We start from the raw sequence: 17,761 nt of genomic DNA on the forward strand, positions 1-17,761 counted from the left end.
CGTTGACTTTTGGTGCACTGTTGAGTTCTCAAGGAACGGACGCTTCCTTCGGACACCCTTCCAGGCCATCCTCCGGGCGCTTCCCTTCGGTGTCTCCAACTTTACCAGACTCTTTCCGGCCGGTTTCCCGCCCTGAATTTCGTCTCGAAGGAGTCGGAATCCTTTATTGCCTTTCGGCGCGTTCCAACGGTATCAGAAGATTTCCGTCGGATTTTCCATCCTCCCGGAACCCGTGGACACAACAGTGTCCGCGTTTCCCTGCGAGGTGGAGACGTAAACGTACTGGAGCGGGGCGCCAGGATGCAAATCCTGGCGCCCCGTGCCGACAGGGGAGGCTGACGGCGGGTCAGACCTCGACGACGACCGGGAGGATCATCGGTCGGCGGCGGTAGGCGTCGGACACCCACTTGCCCGCCGTCCGGCGCACCAGCTGCTGGAGCTGGTGCACCTCGGCAACGCCGTCCTGGGCCGCCTTGGCCAGCGCCTCGTCGAGCTTCGGTGTCAACGTGGAGAAGTCCGCGTCGTCGATGCCGGAGCCGCGGGCCTGGATGTGCGGCCCGCCGACGATCTTCCCCGTGGTGCTGTCCACCACGACGAAGATCGAGACGATGCCCTCGTCGCCCAGGATGCGCCGGTCCTTCAGCGCGGCCTCGGTGACGTCGCCGACGGAGAGGCCGTCCACGTAGACGTAACCCGCCTGCACCTTGCCGACGATGTTGGCCTTGCCCTTGACGAGGTCCACCACCACGCCGTCCTCGGCGATGACCACGCGGTCCCGTGGCACCCCGGTCTGCGCGCCCAGCTCCGCGTTGGCCCGCAGGTGCCGCCACTCACCGTGTACCGGCATCAGGTTGCGCGGCTGGCAGATGTTGTAGAAGAACAGCAGCTCGCCGGCCGAGGAGTGGCCGGAGACGTGCACCTTGGCATTGCCCTTGTGCACGACATTGGCGCCCCACCGCGTGAGCCCGTTGATCACGCGGTACACCGCGTTCTCGTTGCCCGGGATGAGGGAGGACGCCAGGATCACCGTGTCACCCTGGACGATCCGGATCTGGTGGTCACGGTTGGCCATGCGGGACAGGGCCGCCATCGGCTCGCCCTGGGAACCGGTGCACACCAGCACCACCTCGTGGTCCGGCAGGTCGTCCAGCGTCTTGACGTCCACGACCAGCCCGGCGGGCACCTTCAGGTAGCCCAGGTCCCGGGCGATGCCCATGTTGCGGACCATCGAGCGACCGACGAAGGCCACCCGGCGCCCGTGCTCGTGCGCGGCGTCGAGGATCTGCTGGATGCGGTGCACGTGACTGGCGAAGCTCGCCACAATGACCCGCCGCCTGGCGCGGGCGAACACCTGGTGCAGGACTTGCGAGATGTCCCGCTCCGGGGGCACGAAGCCGGGCACTTCGGCGTTGGTGGAGTCCGACAGCAGCAGGTCGATGCCCTCCTCACCGAGCCGGGCGAAGGCCCGCAGGTCGGTGAGGCGGCCGTCGAGCGGCAGCTGGTCCATCTTGAAGTCGCCGGTGTGCACCACCATGCCCGCGGGGGTGCGGATGGCGACGGCCAGCGCGTCCGGGATGGAGTGGTTGACGGCGACGAACTCGCAGTCGAAGGGGCCGATACGCTCGCGCCCGCCCTCGCGCACCTGAAGGGTGTAGGGGCGGATGCGGTGCTCCTGGAGCTTGGCCTCGATGAGCGCGAGCGTCAGCTTGGAGCCGATCAGCGGGATGTCGGGCTTCTCCCGCAGCAGGAACGGGACGCCGCCGATGTGGTCCTCGTGGCCGTGGGTGAGCACGATGCCGTCGATGTCGTCCAGCCGGTCCCGGATGGAGCTGAAGTCCGGCAGGATCAGGTCGATGCCGGGCTGCTCCTCCTCGGGGAACAGCACGCCGCAGTCAACGATCAGCAGCCGTCCGCCGTACTCGAAAACGGTCATGTTGCGGCCGATCTCGCCCAGGCCGCCGAGCGGGGTGACGCGCAGGCCGCCCTTGGGAAGCTTCGGCGGGGGGCCGAGTTCGGGGTGTGGGTGGCTCAAGAAACTCTCCTCACCACGCGCGCCACGCACCCGGCGGGGCGCGTGGCGCGCGCGTTGGTCGTGCGGTTCAGTTGTTCGGTATGCGGTTGTGAAGTCTGGTGCTACAGCTGTACCCCGCCGGCGGCGAGATCGCGCCTGAGCTGTTCGGTTTCGTCGTCCGTCAGCTCCACCAGCGGCAGGCGCAGCGGGCCGCCGGGCAGTCCCTGGCGGGCCAGGGCGGCCTTGGTGGTGATCACGCCCTGGGTACGGAACATACCGGTGAAGACGGGCAGCAGCTTCTGGTGGATCTCGGTCGCCTTGGCGACATCGCCGCTGAGGTAGGCGTCGAGCAGGGCCCGCAGCTCGGGGGAGACGACGTGGCCGACGACGGAGACGAAGCCCACCGCCCCGACGGACAGCAGCGGGAGGTTCAGCATGTCGTCACCGGAGTACCAGGCCAGCCCGGAGGCGGCGATGGCCCAGCTGGCGCGGCCGAGGTCGCCCTTGGCGTCCTTGTTGGCGACGATCCGCGGGTGCTCGGCCAGCCGGACGATGGTCTCGGTGTTGATCGGCACCCCGGAGCGGCCGGGGATGTCGTAGAGCATCACGGGTAGCCCGGTGCTGTCCGCGATCGCGGTGAAGTGCCGGTACAGGCCCTCCTGCGGGGGCTTGTTGTAGTAGGGCGTGACGGCGAGCAGCCCGTGGGCTCCGGCCTGCTCCGCGGCGCGGGCCAGCTTCAGGCTGTGCGCGGTGTCGTTCGTGCTGGCTCCGGCCACGACGTGCGCCCGGTCGCCGACGGCCTCCACAACCGCCCGCACGAGCTGTGCTTTCTCCGCGTCGGTAGTCGTCGGCGACTCGCCGGTGGTGCCGTTGACGACGATGCCGTCGTTGCCCGCCTCGACCAGGTGAGTGGCCAGGCGCTGGGCACCGTCCAGGTCGACGGCGCCGTCCGCGTCGAACGGCGTGACCATGGCGGTGAGGACCCGCCCGAAGGGCGTCTGCGGTGTGGAGGTCGGAGCCATAGGGTCCACGCTACTCGTAGCGCGGTGCCGCGCGCTCCCTCGGGGCGCCGCGATGCGGAGCCCGGCACTGTCTGCTCGGGGGTTCAGGCAGTGCCGGGTCCGTGGATTCAGCCTAAATGAACCCCCTTAAAAGCCGCAATCCGGACACATCAAGCGGTTACGGTGCTACCCGGCCGTTGGCGTTGAACGCGGCGTAGGTGAGGGGCATCAACCGGGCCCACTCGGCCTCCATCCGCTCCCCCACCAGCTCGATCTCGCGCTGCGGGAACGAGGGCACCTTCGCCAGTTCGTGCTGCGTGCGCAGGCCCAGGAAGTGCATCAGTGAGCGCGCGTTGCAGGTGGCGTACATCGAGGAGTACAGGCCCACGGGCAGCGTGGCCCGCGCCACCTCCCGGGCCACCCCGGCGGCCAGCATCTCCTGGTAGGCGGCGTACGCCTGCCGGTAGGAGTCCGTCATGGCCTTGGACACCAGTGTGTGCTGCTCCGCGGTGCCCGCGACGAACTCGTACTTGCCCGGCCGGCCCTGCTGCACCAGTTTGCGTTCCGCGTCCGGCACGTAGAACACCGGCTCCAGCCGCCGGTACCTGCCGCTCTCCTCGTTGTAGGAGTTGTGCACGACGATGCCGTCCGCCAGGAAGTTGTGCCAGGGACCTTCCACCGAAAGGTCGTACGTCATCTCCTCGCCGTCCTCCACGACGGCCGTGACGGTCTCCGGGCGAGCCACGGAGATCATTCCTCCCCGCCGGGCACCGGCCTGCTCGCGGGCGCTTTTCGCCGCATGGCACGCTTCGCACGCCGGTGCGAGGTTCGTCTCGTCCAGTGCCGTCCGGAGGTCTTCCACCACCGGTACGACGTGGTCGAGCGCCAGCTCCTCGCGCGGGAACTCCCCGGCGCACAGATGGCATGTGTCGCGCTCGCCGATCAGCCGTTCCCGCTGCATCGACGTCCAGACCCCGATACCCCGGCGGAGGCTCGGCGGAACCAGCCGCTCGGTGGGGCGCGGCGCGGTCCCCGTGGCCATGACCTGGTCTCCGGGGGCCAGCTCCCCCGCCTTCCGCCAGCCGCCTGGAGTCAGGATCGCGTGGTCCACCGAGCAGCGCAGTTCCCGCCCGCCGGACGTGGCCAGCTTGATGAGCCGCTTGACGCCCGACTCGTAGACGTCGGCGATCTGCGCCCGCTGCGCCTGCAGCGTCTCCTCGTCGTAGCAGCGGACATGGTTACGGCGCACCGAACCGAGATTGCGCAGCCGCGTGGACGGATGCTGTTCGCGGAACTCCAAGACCGTGGCCTCCGCCGCCTCGCGGCTGTCGAAGAGCCCAAGGTGGTGGGTGGTGTGCTGACGGCTCACCTGAGCCTGCCACTTGCCTGCCGTGCGGTGCCATGTCACTCCGCCCGCCGACCAGGGCAGCCGGTCTTCCACACCGTGGTGCCACTGCTGGTAGAGCTCGGAGATCTTCTCGCGCCGCAGGTGCCCCGCCTCGCTGACGAGGGTGACCTCCGAGTCCCCCGCCAGGCACCAGCCGACCCGGTGCCGGTGGAACTCGCGGAAGACGAAGAGGGGGGCGCTGATGAAGAACGTCATGGAGTTGTGCTCAAAGGGGCTGCCGTGGCGGTCCCGCATCAGGTAGTTGATCAGACCCCGGGAGCGTTCCGGGTCCTTGGTCAGTTCCTCCAGGGACTGCTCCCCCGCCGTGGACACGCGAGCGGCCCACAGCACGTCGGTGTCGGCCGCGCTGTGCTTGACCAGCTCGACGGTCATGTCACTGCGGAAGCGGGGTTCGTCGCTCACGGGGGTCCTTCCAGGGGTGCGTCGGACGGCGGCGAACAGCCTACGGCGCGGCGGCGGACACCACGGGCACGGGTGACACGCATGCTTCTCGTCGCGTCGGGCAGGCAACCCCAGACCGGTTCTACTCGTCCAGATGTTTGAGGAAGCCGTGGAAAACGGGCACCAGGGGGATACGTGGACGGACTTCCGGTAACGCAACACACACGCACTCGTGAGAACCCAGGCCAAAGGAGAGCAGAGACCATGTTCCGCCGCGGAGAGCCCGTCCCGTTCGCCTTCGTCGCCGAGGCCGACCGGTTCCGCAGCAACGTCACCCCGCCCCCGCGCCGCCGCGCCAGCGTCTCTGAGCTGGCCGGGCGGGTCGTGCTGACGCTGGTGGTGGTAGCCGGGCTCGTCGGGGCGATGCTGCTGGCGGTGCCCGCGCTCGAGGTCCAGCTCGACGAGCCGCGCGGCCAGCAGCAGGAGGCCGCGGAGCGCTGATGCGCGGGCACGGCCCGGGGAGCGCGGAATAGCCGCGGGGAGCACGGTGTACGCCGGGCGCGCCGGGCCGGGGCCCTGGTATGACCGTTCGCTGGTTTGCCCGATAACCTCACCGGTCACAGGACGTCACCCTGTCCTGCGCACCGCCCCGGACCGCGAGCGAGGACCCGTCGTGCCCCTACCCTTCCTGACGGCCGACCACGAGCTGAGAACCACCGTGGTGATCTCCGAGGAACCGCTGCCGTACGCCGACCGGGGCCGCTGGCGCCGCCCGTACCGGCCCGGCCCGTGGCGGGTGGGCGGCGGCGCCGTGCTGCTGCTGCTCACCGCGTACCTGCTGATCTCCGCCGTCATCATCACCGTCGTCGGCTCGCTGGCCGGGGCCCTGGTGTGCCTGGTGAGCGCGGTGGTGGTGCTGGCGGTGGCCCTGCGGGCGCTGCGCGTGGGGGTGTGGGTGAGCGCGCACGGGCTGCGACAGGTGCAGTTGCTGCGGACGGTGACGCTCAGCTGGCGTGAGGTCGGCTCCGTCCGCACGGTGCAGCAGCCGGTGCGCTGGCTGGGGCTGCCGCGGACGGTGCAGGGGCAGGCGGTACGCGTCGAGCGGCGCGACGGCCCGGCCCTGCGCATGCTGGTGACCGACCACAGCGCTGACTTCCTGGCCAAGCCCGGCGCGTTCGAACGGGCGGCCGACGTGCTGGAAAGCTGGGCGCAGGAGCACCGGGTCGCGGGGGTGGGGGCGGCCCGCGAGGGCCGCTGACCTCACGCGTCGGCGCCGGGCTCCCAGCGCAGGACCCCCGGGCTGGCACTCCAGGACCTCGCAGAGTGCGGCAAGCGTCGCAGCTCCACCGCCCTGGCCCGTCCGTTCGTGCGCGGTGCCACTGGGCCGGGTGAGGCCCGGTGGGGTCAGGCGGGGGGCTGCGACGCGTCGCGCTGGGCGCGCTGTTCGGTGCGGTGCAAGGTGATCGCGCGCTGCATGGCCTTGCGGGCGCGCGGGGTGTCGCGGGCATCGTGGTAGGCGACGGCCAGCCGGAACCAGCTGCGCCAGTCCTCGGGGCGGGCCTCGGTCTCGGCGCGGCGGCGGGCGAAGACGGCGTCGGCACCGGCCCGGTCGATGCGGCCGCTGGGGGTGCGTTCCAGCTCGTCGGCCGGCAGCCCGCCCTCGGCGTCCAGCTGCCGGGCCAGGCGCCCGGCGAGCACGGCGAAGCGGGTGCTGTGCCACAGGAACCAGGCGCCGAGCAGCGGCAGCACCAGCACGGCGGCGCCGAGGCCGATGGTGACGGGGGTGCCCTGCTCGATGAGCAGCACCCCCCGGCTGCCGGCCAGCACGAAGTAGCCGACGAGCACCGCCGCCAGCACGCAGTAAGTGAGCTTCGCCCGCATCGCCGGGGCTCCTAGCAGGGTGTTCCGGGGCGCCTGGTTCAGGCGTCCAGGTCGAGGAAGTGCTCCAGGCCGTAGGTCAGGCCCGGGGCGGTGGGCACGCGGCGCACGCCGAGCAGCACGCCGGGCATGAACGAGGAGCGGTGCAGCGAGTCGTGCCGGATGGTGAGCGTCTCGCCCTCCCCGCCGAGCAGCACCTCTTGGTGCGCGACGAGTCCGCGCAGCCGCACGGCGTGCACCGGCACGCCGTCCACGTCCGCGCCCCGGGCGCCGTCCAGCGCGGTGGTGGTGGCGTCGGGCTGCGGGGCACAGCCCGCGTCCCGGCGGGCGTCGGCGATGAGCTGGGCGGTGCGCACGGCGGTGCCGCTGGGCGCGTCGGCCTTGTTCGGGTGGTGCAGTTCGACCACCTCGACGGACTCGAAGAACCGCGCGGCCTGCTGCGCGAAGCGCATGGTCAGCACGGCGCCGAGGCCGAAGTTGGGCGCGATGAGGACGCCGGTCGCCGGGGCGTCGGCGAGCCAGCCGCGCAGGGTGGCCAGGCGCTCGTCGTTCCAGCCGGTGGTGCCGACGACGGCGTGGATGCCGTGGCGGACGCAGAACTCGACGTTGCCCATCACCGCGTCGGGGTGGGTGAGATCGACGGCGACCTGGGCGCGGGCGTCGGTGAGGGCGGTCAGGTCGTCGTCGCGGTCGAGGGCGGCCACCAGGTCGAGGTCGGCGGCGGCGTCCACGGCCTGGACGGCTTCGGCGCCCATGCGGCCCTGGGCGCCGAGTACGGCCACGCGGAGATTGCTCATGGTGCGGATTCCTTCTGGTCAGCTGGGGTGGGGCGGCTCAGGCGACGGCGTCGTCCAGGCGGGCGGCCTGCTTGTCGGTGAACGGGCCGATCGCGGCGAGCGAGGGGCGGCGGGCCAGCACCTGAGCGGCGACGGTGCGCACGTCGTCGGGGGTGACGGCGGCGATGCGCGCGAGCATCTCGTCCACCGACAGCTGGCGGCCCCAGCACAGCTCGCTTTTGCCGAGCCGGTGCATCAGGGCGCCAGTGTCCTCCAGGCCCAGCACGGTGGAGCCGGACAGCTGGCCGATCGCGCGCCGCAGCTCCTCCTCGGGCAGGCCGTTCGCCGCGACGTCGGCGAGCTGGTCGCGGGCCAGGCGCAGCACGTCGTGCACCTGGCCGGGGCGGCAGCCCGCGTAGACGCCGAACATGCCGCAGTCGGCGTAGCCGGAGGTGAGGGAGTACACCGAGTAGGCCAGGCCGCGCTTCTCGCGGATCTCCTGGAACAGGCGGCTGCTCATGCCGCCGCCGAGGGCCGCGTTGAGCACGCCGAGCGCCCAGCGGCGTTCGTCGGTGCGGGCGACGCCGGGCATGCCGAGGACAACGTGGGCCTGCTCGGTGCGGCGGCGCACCAGGTCGATCTTGCCGGCGGTGGTGACGCGGCGGGTGCCGGTGCGCGGGGGCAGCGGCTGGGCGTCGGCGTCGCCGCTGAGCGCCCCGGCCCGCTCGAACGCGGCGCGGACCTGACGCACGACGGTGGCGTGGTCGAGGTTGCCCGCGGCGGCGACGACGAGCCGGGTGGGGTCGTAGTGCTTGCGGTAGAAGCGGGCGACGCGGTCCCGGGTGAGGCCCTCGACCGTCTCGACGGTGCCGAGGATGGGGCGGCCGAGCGGGGTGTCACCGAACAGGGTGCGGGCGAAGACGTCGTGCACGCTGTCCCCGGGGTCGTCCTCGGTCATCGCGATCTCCTCCAGGATGACGCCGCGCTCGGCGTCCAGGTCCTCGGGGCGGATCAGCGAGCCGGTGAGCATGTCGCAGACGACGTCGATGGCCAGCGGCAGGTCGGTGTCGAGCACCCGCGCGTAGTAGCAGGTGTACTCCTTGGCGGTGAACGCGTTCATCTCGCCGCCGACGGCGTCCAGCGCGGCGGAGATGTCCAGCGCGCTGCGCCGCGCGGTGCCCTTGAACAGCAGGTGTTCGAGGTAGTGCGTGGCACCGTTCAGCGCCGGGGTCTCGTCGCGGGAGCCGACGTGCGCCCAGATGCCGAAGGTGGCCGAGCGCACGGTCGGCCACGTCTCGGTGACCACCCGCAGGCCGCCGGGCAGGACGGTGCGCCGGACGCGTCCGGTGCCGTCCTGGCCGGGCAGGAGTGTGGTGGTACGGGCGACGGCCCGCCGCTCCACGTGGGAGGGGCGGGCCGTCGCGCGGCTGCTACGCGTCACTGGGCGTCCGTGGCCTCGGCCTTGCCGCCTTCGCCGGAGCCCTCCTCGTCCTCCAGGACGGGGATGAGGGAGAGCTTGCCGCGCTGGTCGATCTCGGCGATCTCGACCTGGACCTTCTGGCCCACGCCGAGCACGTCCTCGACGTTCTCCACGCGCTTGCCGCCGGCGAGCTTGCGGATCTGCGAGATGTGCAGCAGGCCGTCCTTGCCGGGGAGCAGGGAGACGAACGCGCCGAACGTCGTCGTCTTCACCACGGTGCCCAGGTAGCGCTCGCCGACCTCGGGCATCGTCGGGTTGGCGATGCCGTTGATCGTGGTGCGGGCGGCCTCGGCGGCCGGGCCGTCGGCGGCACCGATGTAGATGGTGCCGTCGTCCTCGATGGTGATGTCGGCGCCGGTGTCCTCCTGGATCTGGTTGATCATCTTGCCCTTCGGGCCGATGACCTCACCGATCTTGTCCACGGGGATCTTGACGGTGATGATCCGCGGGGCGTTGGGGGACATCTCGTCCGGCACGTCGATGGCCTCGCCCATGACGTCCAGGATGTGCAGGCGCGCGTCCCGGGCCTGCTTGAGGGCCGCGGCCAGCACCGAGGCGGGGATGCCGTCCAGCTTGGTGTCGAGCTGCAGCGCGGTGACGAACTCGCGGGTACCGGCGACCTTGAAGTCCATGTCGCCGAACGCGTCCTCGGCGCCGAGGATGTCGGTGAGGGTGACGTAGTGCGTCTCGCCCTCGATCTCCTGCGAGATCAGGCCCATGGCGATACCGGCGACGGGCGCCTTCAGCGGCACACCGGCGTTGAGCATCGACATGGTGGAGGCGCACACCGAGCCCATCGACGTCGAGCCGTTGGAGCCCAGCGCCTCGGAGACCTGCCGGATCGCGTAGGGGAACTCCTCGCGGGCCGGCAGCACCGGGATGAGGGCCCGCTCGGCCAGCGCCCCGTGGCCGATCTCGCGGCGCTTGGGGGAGCCGACGCGGCCGGTCTCACCGGTGGAGTAGGGCGGGAAGTTGTAGTTGTGCATGTAGCGCTTGCGGGTCACCGGGGAGAGGGTGTCCAGCTGCTGCTCCATGCGCAGCATGTTGAGCGTGGTGACGCCCAGGATCTGCGTCTCGCCGCGCTCGAACAAGGCGGAGCCATGCACGCGCGGGATGGCCTCGACCTCGGCGGCCAGGGTGCGGATCTCGGCCACGCCACGGCCGTCGATGCGCTTCTTCTCCTTGATGACGCGCTCGCGCACGAGCTGCTTCGTCAGGGAGCGGTAGGCGGCGGAGATCTCCTTCTCGCGGCCCTCGAACTGCGGCAGCAGCTTCTCGGCGGCCACGGCCTTGACGCGGTCCAGCTCGCTCTCGCGCTCCTGCTTGCCGGCGATCGTCAGCGCCTGGGCCAGCTCGTCGCGCACGGCTGTGGACAGGGCGTCGAGCACGTCGTCCTGGTAGTCCATGAACACGGGGAACTCGCCGGTGGGCTTGGCGGCCTTGGCGGCCAGGTCCGACTGGGCCTTGCACAGCACCTTGATAAAGGGCTTGGCGGCTTCCAGACCGGCGGCCACGATCTCCTCGGTGGGCGCGCTGGCGCCGCCACGGACGAGCTCGATGGTCTTCTCGGTGGCCTCGGCCTCGACCATCATGATCGCCACGTCACCGTCGGGCAGGACGCGCCCGGCGACGACCATGTCGAAGACGGCGTCCTCCAGCTCGGTGTGCGTGGGGAACGCCACCCACTGCCCCTTGATCAGGGCGACGCGGGTGCCGCCGATGGGGCCGGAGAAGGGCAGGCCCGCGAGCTGCGTGGAGCAGGAGGCGGCGTTGATGGCGACCACGTCGTAGAGGTGGTCGGGGTTGAGGGCCATGATCGTCTCGACGACCTGGATCTCGTTGCGCAGGCCCTTCTTGAACGACGGGCGCAGCGGCCGGTCGATCAGGCGGCAGGTGAGGATCGCGTCCTCCGAGGGGCGGCCCTCGCGCCGGAAGAAGGAGCCGGGGATCTTGCCCGCGGAGTACATGCGCTCCTCGACGTCCACCGTGAGGGGGAAGAAGTCGAGCTGGTCCTTGGGCTGCTTGGAGGCGGTGGTGGCCGACAGCACCATGGTGTCGTCGTCCAGGTAGGCCACGGCCGAACCGGCGGCCTGCCGCGCGAGGCGGCCCGTCTCGAAGCGGATGGTGCGGGTGCCGAAGGCGCCGTTGTCGATGACGGCCTCGGCGTAGTGGGTCTCGTTCTCCACCAGGGTTGTCTCCTCGTACGTGTCCGCCGCGCGGGTCGCCGCGGACTGCTGCGGTGGAGCGCTCCCCGGGTGCCGGTCTTCGATCGAAGCTCCCGGACGTGCTGTGGGCTTGTCCGGGGGCCACTACCGAGGACCGGCTGGAAGCGGGTGCGCCCCGCCGTGTGGTGTTCGGTTGTCGGGTGGGTAGCTGTGCGTACCTGTGGGGCCAGCCTACAAAGCTCCGGCGCTCCACGGGGTACGACGAAGGGAGCGGCCCCCGATTACGGAACCGCTCCCTCCGTCACGACTCAGCGCGCGCCGCCCGCCGCACCGCGGCGGATGCCGAGGCGGTCGACCAGGGCGCGGAAGCGTGTGATGTCCTTCTTGGCCAGGTACTGCAGCAGGCGGCGGCGCTGGCCGACCAGCAGCAGCAGACCCCGGCGCGAGTGGTGGTCGTGCTTGTGCGTCTTCAGGTGCTCGGTGAGGTCCTTGATGCGCTGCGTGAGCAGGGCCACCTGAACCTCGGGGGAGCCGGTGTCGCCCTCCTTGGTGGCGTACTCGGAGATGATCTGCTTCTTCGTCGCGGCGTCGAGAGAGGACACGCGTACTCCTTCTGGGTTTCACTGCCCTACGGTGCCAAAGACCGCGGGTGGCCGCCGAGTGCCCCTGGTCTGCGTCTCAGGGGAGCTTCCGGGACTCGGGAGGCGGGGCTCGCTGGGCGCTGCTCCCCCAGAGCGACCGCTCCGGAGGGTGCGTACACAAACGGCCGCCCGTAGCTTACACCAGGCGGGTGGCCCGCCCGCACCGGCCGGGCTGGCCCTTTTGGCCGGGCCGCTGGCGGTTCAGCTCGTCATCGAGCGGGCGGCGCTGTAGACGTCCAGCGCCGCCAGGGCCAGCGGGGTCAGGGACAGCAGCACCAGGCCGTCGAACAGGTCCAGCAGGCGGCCCCAGAACGGGGTGAGGCCCGCGCGCGGGACGATCAGGCCGATCGCGGTGAGCAGGGCGGCACCGGCGGCCAGAGCGGCGGCCAGCCACAGGGTGCGCAGCCCGCCGCCGTCCTGGCTGGGCGGGGTGTGCAGCGCGAGCGCGAGCAGGAGCAGCGCGATCGCGGTGGCCCCGGCGGCCAGCGCGCAGCTGATCTGTGAGGTGTAGCGGAACAGCCGGGCGCGCAGCAGCAGGGCCAGGCCGGTGACCAGCGCGAGGATCTGCGCCCACACGTTGTGCGCGAAGCCCAGCACGGCCGCGGCACCGACCACGACGACGGAGCAGCCGCCGACCAGGCCCAGCAGCATGCCGTGCCCGCGCCGGACCTGCCCCAGGATGCGGTCGGGGTCCACCGGGCCGGGGTCGGCCGGGGCGAAGGGGTCCTCGGCGGCGACGCCGGTGACGTCCTGGCCGGGGCGCGGCGGGGCGTAGCCGATGGGCAGCCGGGCGAAGCGGGCGGACAGCCCGGGCAGGAAGCCGACGATGCCGATGGCCACCGGCGCGCACACGGCGGCACCAGCCAGCGCGCTGGCGTCGAGCAGGATCATGCCGAACACGGCGAGCGTGCCGATGGCGGCGGCGAACGCGGCGGCCACAAACGGTGCCTCACGGCCCGGCAGCAGCGCGATCAGCACGGCGGCCGCCAGCAGTACGGCCACGCAGCCCAGCAGGAACTGCAGCCGGCCCACGCCGTGCCCCTCCTGCAGCGGCAGCACGCCCGATCCGGCGATCATGGCGTGCGGCAGCGCGGCGAGGCCCAGGGCCGTTCCCGTGCCGCGGTCGTCGTACACCCGGGCGCGCACGGCGGCCAGGGCGAGGAGCAGCACGGAGGTGACCCCGGCGATGACCCCGGCGAGGCTGTGCATGTCGTGGCCAGCCGGGTCGGAGTACCACAGCACCCCGGCCATCAGCGTCAGCAGCACCACGCCGCCGGTCAGCCCCGCGCCGCGCATCAGCCGGTCGGTCCACAGGGTGCGGTCGCGGGCGACGGCGGTGGCCACGGCGTCGGAGACGTCGTCGAACACGGCCGGGGGCAGCGAGTCCGCGAACGGGCGCAGGCTCAGCACCTCGCCGTCCAGCACACGCTGGGCCAGCAGCGAGCGGCCGCCATCCAGCACCGTCCCGTCCCGGCGCACCAGGTGGTAGCCGACCGGGGCCCCCTCACCGGGCGTCTGCGCGGACAGCCGCAGGATCTCCGGGTAGAGGTCCGCCACCGGGATGTCCTCGGGCAGGGCCACATCGATCCGGCTGTCGGGCGCGACGATGGTCACCCGGCAGAAACCGGTGGCGGTCGCTGTCGGCGCGAGCGCCGTCGCACCTGCTGACGTACTCACCGGGAGCCCCCTCACTGATGTATCACTGTGCGCACGCGGCGAGGCTCACCCTATCCGGCCCGGTGGCATGGACCTGAAAGCAGGCAAGGGGCGGCAAGTAGGATCGCCCTCGCGCGGAGGGGAGCCGGCGCCACGGGGGCGTGACGGCCGGTTCAGTGGACCTCCGGACCTGTCGTTGAGGATTGGTACGCCGTGAGCCAGATCGTCGTCAAGCGCCCGCCGCGGGCACTCCCCGGGGACGTGCCCGGTGAGCAGCTGCGCCTGGAGCCGCCGCCGGAGCTGCCGCGCGGTCAGCAGGAAGGCGTGCTGATGCAGGTCGTGCCCATGCTGGGCATGGGCGGCTCGGTGGTGTTCTTCTTCATGTCGCCCAACCCGTTCATGCGGATCATGGGCTCGATCATGGCCGTCTCGACGGTGGCCATGGTCGTCTTCACCATCGTGCGCTTCCGCCGCGGCACCCAGGGCCAGATGGCACAGCTGCGGCGCGACTACCTCAAGTACCTGGCGCAGACGCGGCGGACCGTACGTGCCACGGCGGCCAGGCAGCGCGACGCGCAGTTCTACCTGCACCCCGCGCCCGAACAGCTGTGGTCGCTGGTCGCCGAGGGCAGCCGGGTGTGGGAACGCCGTGCGGGCGACGACGACTTCGGCCAGGTCAGGGTGGGACTGGGGGAACAGCGGCTCGCCTCCCCCCTGGTAGCCCCTGACACCGCGCCCGTGGACGAGCTGGAGCCGCTGACCGCCGGAGCCATGCAGCGCTTCCTGGCCACCCACAGCACCCTCGACGGGCTGCCGATGGCGGTGTCGATGCGCGCCTTCTACCACCTGACGGTCTCCGGCCACGCCGACTCCGCGTACGGCGCGGCCCGGGCGATGGTGGCGCAGCTGGCCGCCCTGCACTCCCCCGACGACCTCGTGGTGGCGGTAGCCGCCGGGGACCGCGAGTCCGCTGACCGCTGGGAGTGGGTCAAGTGGCTGCCGCACGCCCAGCACGGCGAGGTGGACGGCGCTGGCAGCCGCCGGCTGATCAGCGCCGACCTGGTGGAGCTGGAGGAGCTGCTGCGGCCCCGGCTGGAGGGCCGCACCCGGTTCCACCCGCAGGCCCCGCCGCTGCTGGAACAGCCGCACGTGGTGCTCATCCTGGATGGCGCCGCCGTGCCGCCGACGTCCGCCTTCGCCTCGCCCGAGGGCATGCAGGGCGTGACCGTCGTCGAGGTCGTGGGCGGTGAACTGCGCGAACCGCGCGGCGGGCTGTCGGTCGTCGTGCGGCCGGGCGAACTGCGGCTGGAGTCCGGCCGTGGCGTGGTCTACGAGGGGCAGCCGGACACCCTGGCCCGGCCCGCCGCCGAGGCGCTGGCCCGGCAGCTGGCGCCGCTGCGGATGAGCGGCGGCGGCGACGAGGACGAACCGCTGCTGGCCAACCTGGAGTTCACCGACCTGCTCGCGCTCGGGGACGCCGCGTCCGTGGACGTCGCCCGCACCTGGCGGCCGCGGGCCCAGGGCGAGCGGCTGCGGGTGCCGATCGGCGTCGGCGTGGACGGCCAGCCCGTCATGCTGGACCTCAAGGAAGCGGCCCAGGACGGCATGGGGCCGCACGGTCTGTGCGTGGGCGCCACCGGCTCCGGCAAGTCCGAGCTGCTGCGCACCCTGGTGCTGGGCCTGGCGGTGACGCACTCCTCGCAGACGCTGAACTTCGTGCTCGCCGACTTCAAGGGCGGCGCGACGTTCGCGGGCATGTCGCAGATGCCGCACGTCGCCGCCGTCATCACCAACCTGGCCGACGACCTCACCCTCGTGGACCGCATGGGCGACTCCATCCGTGGCGAACTCAACCGGCGTCAGGAGATGCTGCGCGACGCGGGCAACTACGCCAACATCCACGACTACGAGAAGGCCCGCGCCGCCGGTGCGCCGCTGGACCCGATCGCCTCGCTGGTCATCGTCATCGACGAGTTCAGCGAACTGCTTACGGCCAAGCCGGATTTCATCGACATGTTCATCCAGATCGGCCGCATCGGCCGGTCGCTGGGCGTCCACCTGCTGCTGGCCTCGCAGCGCCTGGAGGAGGGGCGGCTGCGCGGGCTGGAGACCTACCTGTCGTACCGCATCGGCCTGCGCACCTTCTCGGCCGCCGAGTCGCGCACCGCCATCGGCGTGCCCGACGCTTACCACCTGCCCTCGGTACCGGGTTCGGGTTACCTGAAGTTCGGCACCGACGAGATGACCCGGTTCAAGGCCGCCTACGTCTCCGGCGTCTACCGCGCGGGCGGCTCCGGGCCGGTGACACCGGCGGGCGGGCCGAGCGTTGAGCGGCGTCCAGCCGTGTTCACCGCCGCGCGGGTGCCCGTGCGGTACGCGCGGCCCGAACCCGCCGAGCCGACCATCCCGGCACCCGCGGCACCGGCCGAGGACGACGCGCTGGCCGACACCGTGCTGGATGTGATCGTGCGCCGCCTGGAGGGGCAGGGACCGCCCGCGCACCAGGTGTGGCTGCCGCCGCTGGACAAGGCGTCCCCGCTGGACGAACTGCTGCCGGGCCTGGCACCGGTGGAGCACCGCGGGCTGACGGTGCCCGACGCCACGCTGACCGGGCGGCTCGTTGTGCCCCTCGGCCTCGTCGACAAGCCGTTCGAGCAGCGGCGCGAGGTGCTGTACTGCGACTTCTCCGGCGCCGCCGGGCACATGCTGCTCATCGGCGGGCCGCAGTCGGGCAAGTCGACGCTGCTGCGCACTCTGGTGACGTCCTTCGCGCTGACCCACACCCCGGCGGAGGTCCAGTTCTACGGGCTGGACTTCGGCGGTGGCGGCATGTCGGCCGTCGCCGGGCTGCCGCACGTCGGCGGTGTCGCCTCCCGGCTCGACCCGGAGCGGGTGCGCCGCACCGTGGCCGAGGTCGCGGGCGTCCTGGTCCAGCGCGAGGAGTACTTCCGCACCCACAGCATCGACTCCGTGGCCACCTACCGGCGCCGGCGGGCCCGGGGCGAGATCAGCGACCAGCCGTTCGGTGACGTGTTCCTGGTCATCGACGGCTGGGGCGCGTTCAAGCAGGAGTACGACACGCTGACGGAGGTCGTCACCGACATCGCCAGCCGCGGCCTGGGCTACGGCATCCACGTCGTCATCGCGGCCTCCCGCAGCATGGAACTGCGGCCCGCGCTGAAGGACCAGCTGATGAACCGCCTGGAACTGCGCCTGGGCGATCCGATGGACTCCGAGTTCGACCGCAAGATCGCCCGCAACGTGCCCCCGGGCGTACCGGGCCGTGGGCAGACCCCGCAGAAGCTGCACTTCATGGCGGCGATGCCGCGCATCGACGGCGGCAACGACGCCGACAACCTCTCCGAGGCGACCGAGCACACCGTGGCCCGCGTACGGGAAGCGTGGCCCTACGCCGAGGCACCCGCCGTGCGGCTCCTGCCCCGCGAAGTCCCCGCCCACCAGCTGCCCCGGGGCCACGAACACCCCGAGCGCGGCGTCGCCTTCGGCCTGGACGAGACGAACCTGGAGCCGGTCTACCTCGACTTCGAGACCGACCCGTTCCTCCTCATCCTCGGCGAGAGCGAATCCGGCAAGACGGCCCTCATTCGGCTGCTCGCCCAGCAGATCACCGAGCGCTACACACCCGACGAAGCCCGCATCGTCGTCACCGACTACCGGCGCGGCCTGCTCGGCGATATCCCCGACTCGCACCTGATCGTGTACGCCGCGATGGCCAACTCCATGGACAGCCACATGTCGGCGATGGCCGACCTGATGGAAAAGCGCACCCCGCCGGACGACGTCACCCCGCAACAGCTGCGGGACCGCAGCTGGTGGTCCGGGCCGCGCATCTTCATCATCGTCGACGACTACGAACTCGTCGCCACCTCCAACGGCAACCCGCTCGCGGTGCTCACCGAACACCTGCCGTTCGCCCGCGACATCGGCGTGCGCTTCATCATCGCCCGCAACTCCTCGGGCGGGTCGCGTGCGTTCTTCGAGTCGTTCATGCAGCGCTTCAAGGAGCTGGGCGCGCAGGGCGTCGTCCTGTCGGGTGATCCGTCCGAGGGTGACCTCATCGGCAAGGTCCGCCCCCGCCGCATGCCCCCCGGCCGCGCCATCTTCGCCTCCCGCAAGCGGGGCACGCCGCTGGTGCAGGTGGGCTGGCGACCGCCGGTGCAGTAGCCCGGTACGCCCGGGCATGCGAGGGGCGGGACACTCCTGGTGGAGCGTCCCGCCCCTCGCATGCCTTCCGGAAGCCCGCACGCTGCCAGGCTGCGGACCGAGGCGCCCAGACGGCTGACCCAGTTACACCAGGCGGCGTCTCACGGCAGCAAACACGACGACGAGGGTGGACGCCCCCT

The 17,761-nt window shown here is 71.6% G+C and carries 11 protein-coding genes and 3 pseudogenes; 3 read left to right on the forward strand and 11 right to left on the reverse strand.

Annotation, left to right across the window (positions count from 1 at the left end; all coding sequences use genetic code 11):
• Positions 1-346: 346 nt before the first annotated feature.
• The 5 genes and pseudogenes from JJV70_RS03545 to JJV70_RS22425 form a co-directional block, all read right to left on the reverse strand.
• Entirely contained in the window at positions 347-2,032 is a 1,686-nt protein-coding gene (locus JJV70_RS03545) for a ribonuclease J (RefSeq protein ID WP_219046197.1), read from the reverse strand.
• Positions 2,033-2,133: 101 nt separating this feature from the next.
• A complete protein-coding gene (gene dapA, locus JJV70_RS03550) occupies positions 2,134-3,033 on the reverse strand; it encodes a 4-hydroxy-tetrahydrodipicolinate synthase (RefSeq protein WP_219046198.1) in 900 nt (299 codons plus the stop codon).
• A 157-nt stretch (positions 3,034-3,190) separates the two neighbouring features.
• A pseudogene (gene thyX / locus JJV70_RS23125) lies at positions 3,191-3,640 on the reverse strand (FAD-dependent thymidylate synthase); the annotation flags it as partial.
• A gap of 3 nt (positions 3,641-3,643) precedes the next feature.
• Positions 3,644-4,453 (reverse strand): annotated as a pseudogene (locus tag JJV70_RS23130) (HNH endonuclease); the annotation flags it as partial.
• 96 nt (positions 4,454-4,549) lie between these two features.
• A pseudogene (locus tag JJV70_RS22425) lies at positions 4,550-4,792 on the reverse strand (FAD-dependent thymidylate synthase); the annotation flags it as partial.
• Positions 4,793-5,065: 273 nt separating this feature from the next.
• Here JJV70_RS22425 and JJV70_RS03560 point away from each other — a divergent pair.
• Both JJV70_RS03560 and JJV70_RS03565 read left to right on the forward strand, forming a co-directional pair.
• Entirely contained in the window at positions 5,066-5,302 is a 237-nt protein-coding gene (locus JJV70_RS03560; protein ID WP_219046199.1) for a hypothetical protein, read from the forward strand.
• 172 nt (positions 5,303-5,474) lie between these two features.
• Positions 5,475-6,059, forward strand: coding sequence for a hypothetical protein (locus tag JJV70_RS03565; RefSeq protein WP_219046200.1), 585 nt, complete (start codon positions 5,475-5,477; stop codon positions 6,057-6,059).
• A 146-nt stretch (positions 6,060-6,205) separates the two neighbouring features.
• Here JJV70_RS03565 and JJV70_RS03570 read toward each other — a convergent pair whose 3' ends face one another.
• The 6 genes from JJV70_RS03570 to eccD form a co-directional block, all read right to left on the reverse strand.
• On the reverse strand, positions 6,206-6,682 hold the full coding sequence (locus tag JJV70_RS03570; protein WP_219046201.1) for a hypothetical protein: 477 nt from the start codon (positions 6,680-6,682) through the stop codon (positions 6,206-6,208).
• 38 nt (positions 6,683-6,720) lie between these two features.
• Positions 6,721-7,476 carry a 4-hydroxy-tetrahydrodipicolinate reductase gene (gene dapB / locus JJV70_RS03575; protein WP_219046202.1) on the reverse strand — a complete coding sequence of 252 codons (756 nt, stop codon included), beginning with the start codon at positions 7,474-7,476 and terminating at the stop codon, positions 6,721-6,723.
• 37 nt (positions 7,477-7,513) lie between these two features.
• Positions 7,514-8,896 carry a pitrilysin family protein gene (locus JJV70_RS03580; protein WP_219046203.1) on the reverse strand — a complete coding sequence of 461 codons (1,383 nt, stop codon included), beginning with the start codon at positions 8,894-8,896 and terminating at the stop codon, positions 7,514-7,516.
• On the reverse strand, positions 8,893-11,121 hold the full coding sequence (locus tag JJV70_RS03585) for a polyribonucleotide nucleotidyltransferase (protein WP_219046204.1): 2,229 nt from the start codon (positions 11,119-11,121) through the stop codon (positions 8,893-8,895). Before JJV70_RS03585 ends, JJV70_RS03580 begins: the two co-directional genes overlap by 4 nt.
• Positions 11,122-11,408: 287 nt before the next feature.
• Positions 11,409-11,702 (reverse strand): 30S ribosomal protein S15, encoded by a 294-nt coding sequence (gene rpsO / locus JJV70_RS03590; RefSeq protein WP_219046205.1) that lies wholly within the window; start codon positions 11,700-11,702, stop codon positions 11,409-11,411.
• Positions 11,703-11,942: 240 nt separating this feature from the next.
• Positions 11,943-13,418, reverse strand: a complete 1,476-nt coding sequence (gene eccD / locus JJV70_RS03595; RefSeq protein WP_219046206.1) for a type VII secretion integral membrane protein EccD — start codon at positions 13,416-13,418, stop codon at positions 11,943-11,945.
• Between the two features lie 192 nt (positions 13,419-13,610).
• Here eccD and eccCa point away from each other — a divergent pair, with 192 nt between their 5' ends.
• Entirely contained in the window at positions 13,611-17,582 is a 3,972-nt protein-coding gene (gene eccCa / locus JJV70_RS03600; protein WP_219046207.1) for a type VII secretion protein EccCa, read from the forward strand.
• Positions 17,583-17,761 lie beyond the last annotated feature (179 nt).

The sequence above is a fragment of the Streptomyces sp. JJ66 genome, from assembly GCF_019303495.1.
Classification (GTDB): domain Bacteria; phylum Actinomycetota; class Actinomycetes; order Streptomycetales; family Streptomycetaceae; genus Streptomyces.

Coding starts and splice junctions, on each gene's coding strand:
- dapA (WP_219046198.1), bottom strand. CDS start 3,033: ATGGCTCCGACCTCCACACCGCAGACGCCCTTCGGGCGGGTCCTCACC.
- dapB (WP_219046202.1), bottom strand. CDS start 7,476: ATGAGCAATCTCCGCGTGGCCGTACTCGGCGCCCAGGGCCGCATGGGC.
- JJV70_RS03570 (WP_219046201.1), bottom strand. CDS start 6,682: ATGCGGGCGAAGCTCACTTACTGCGTGCTGGCGGCGGTGCTCGTCGGC.
- JJV70_RS03560 (WP_219046199.1), top strand. CDS start 5,066: ATGTTCCGCCGCGGAGAGCCCGTCCCGTTCGCCTTCGTCGCCGAGGCC.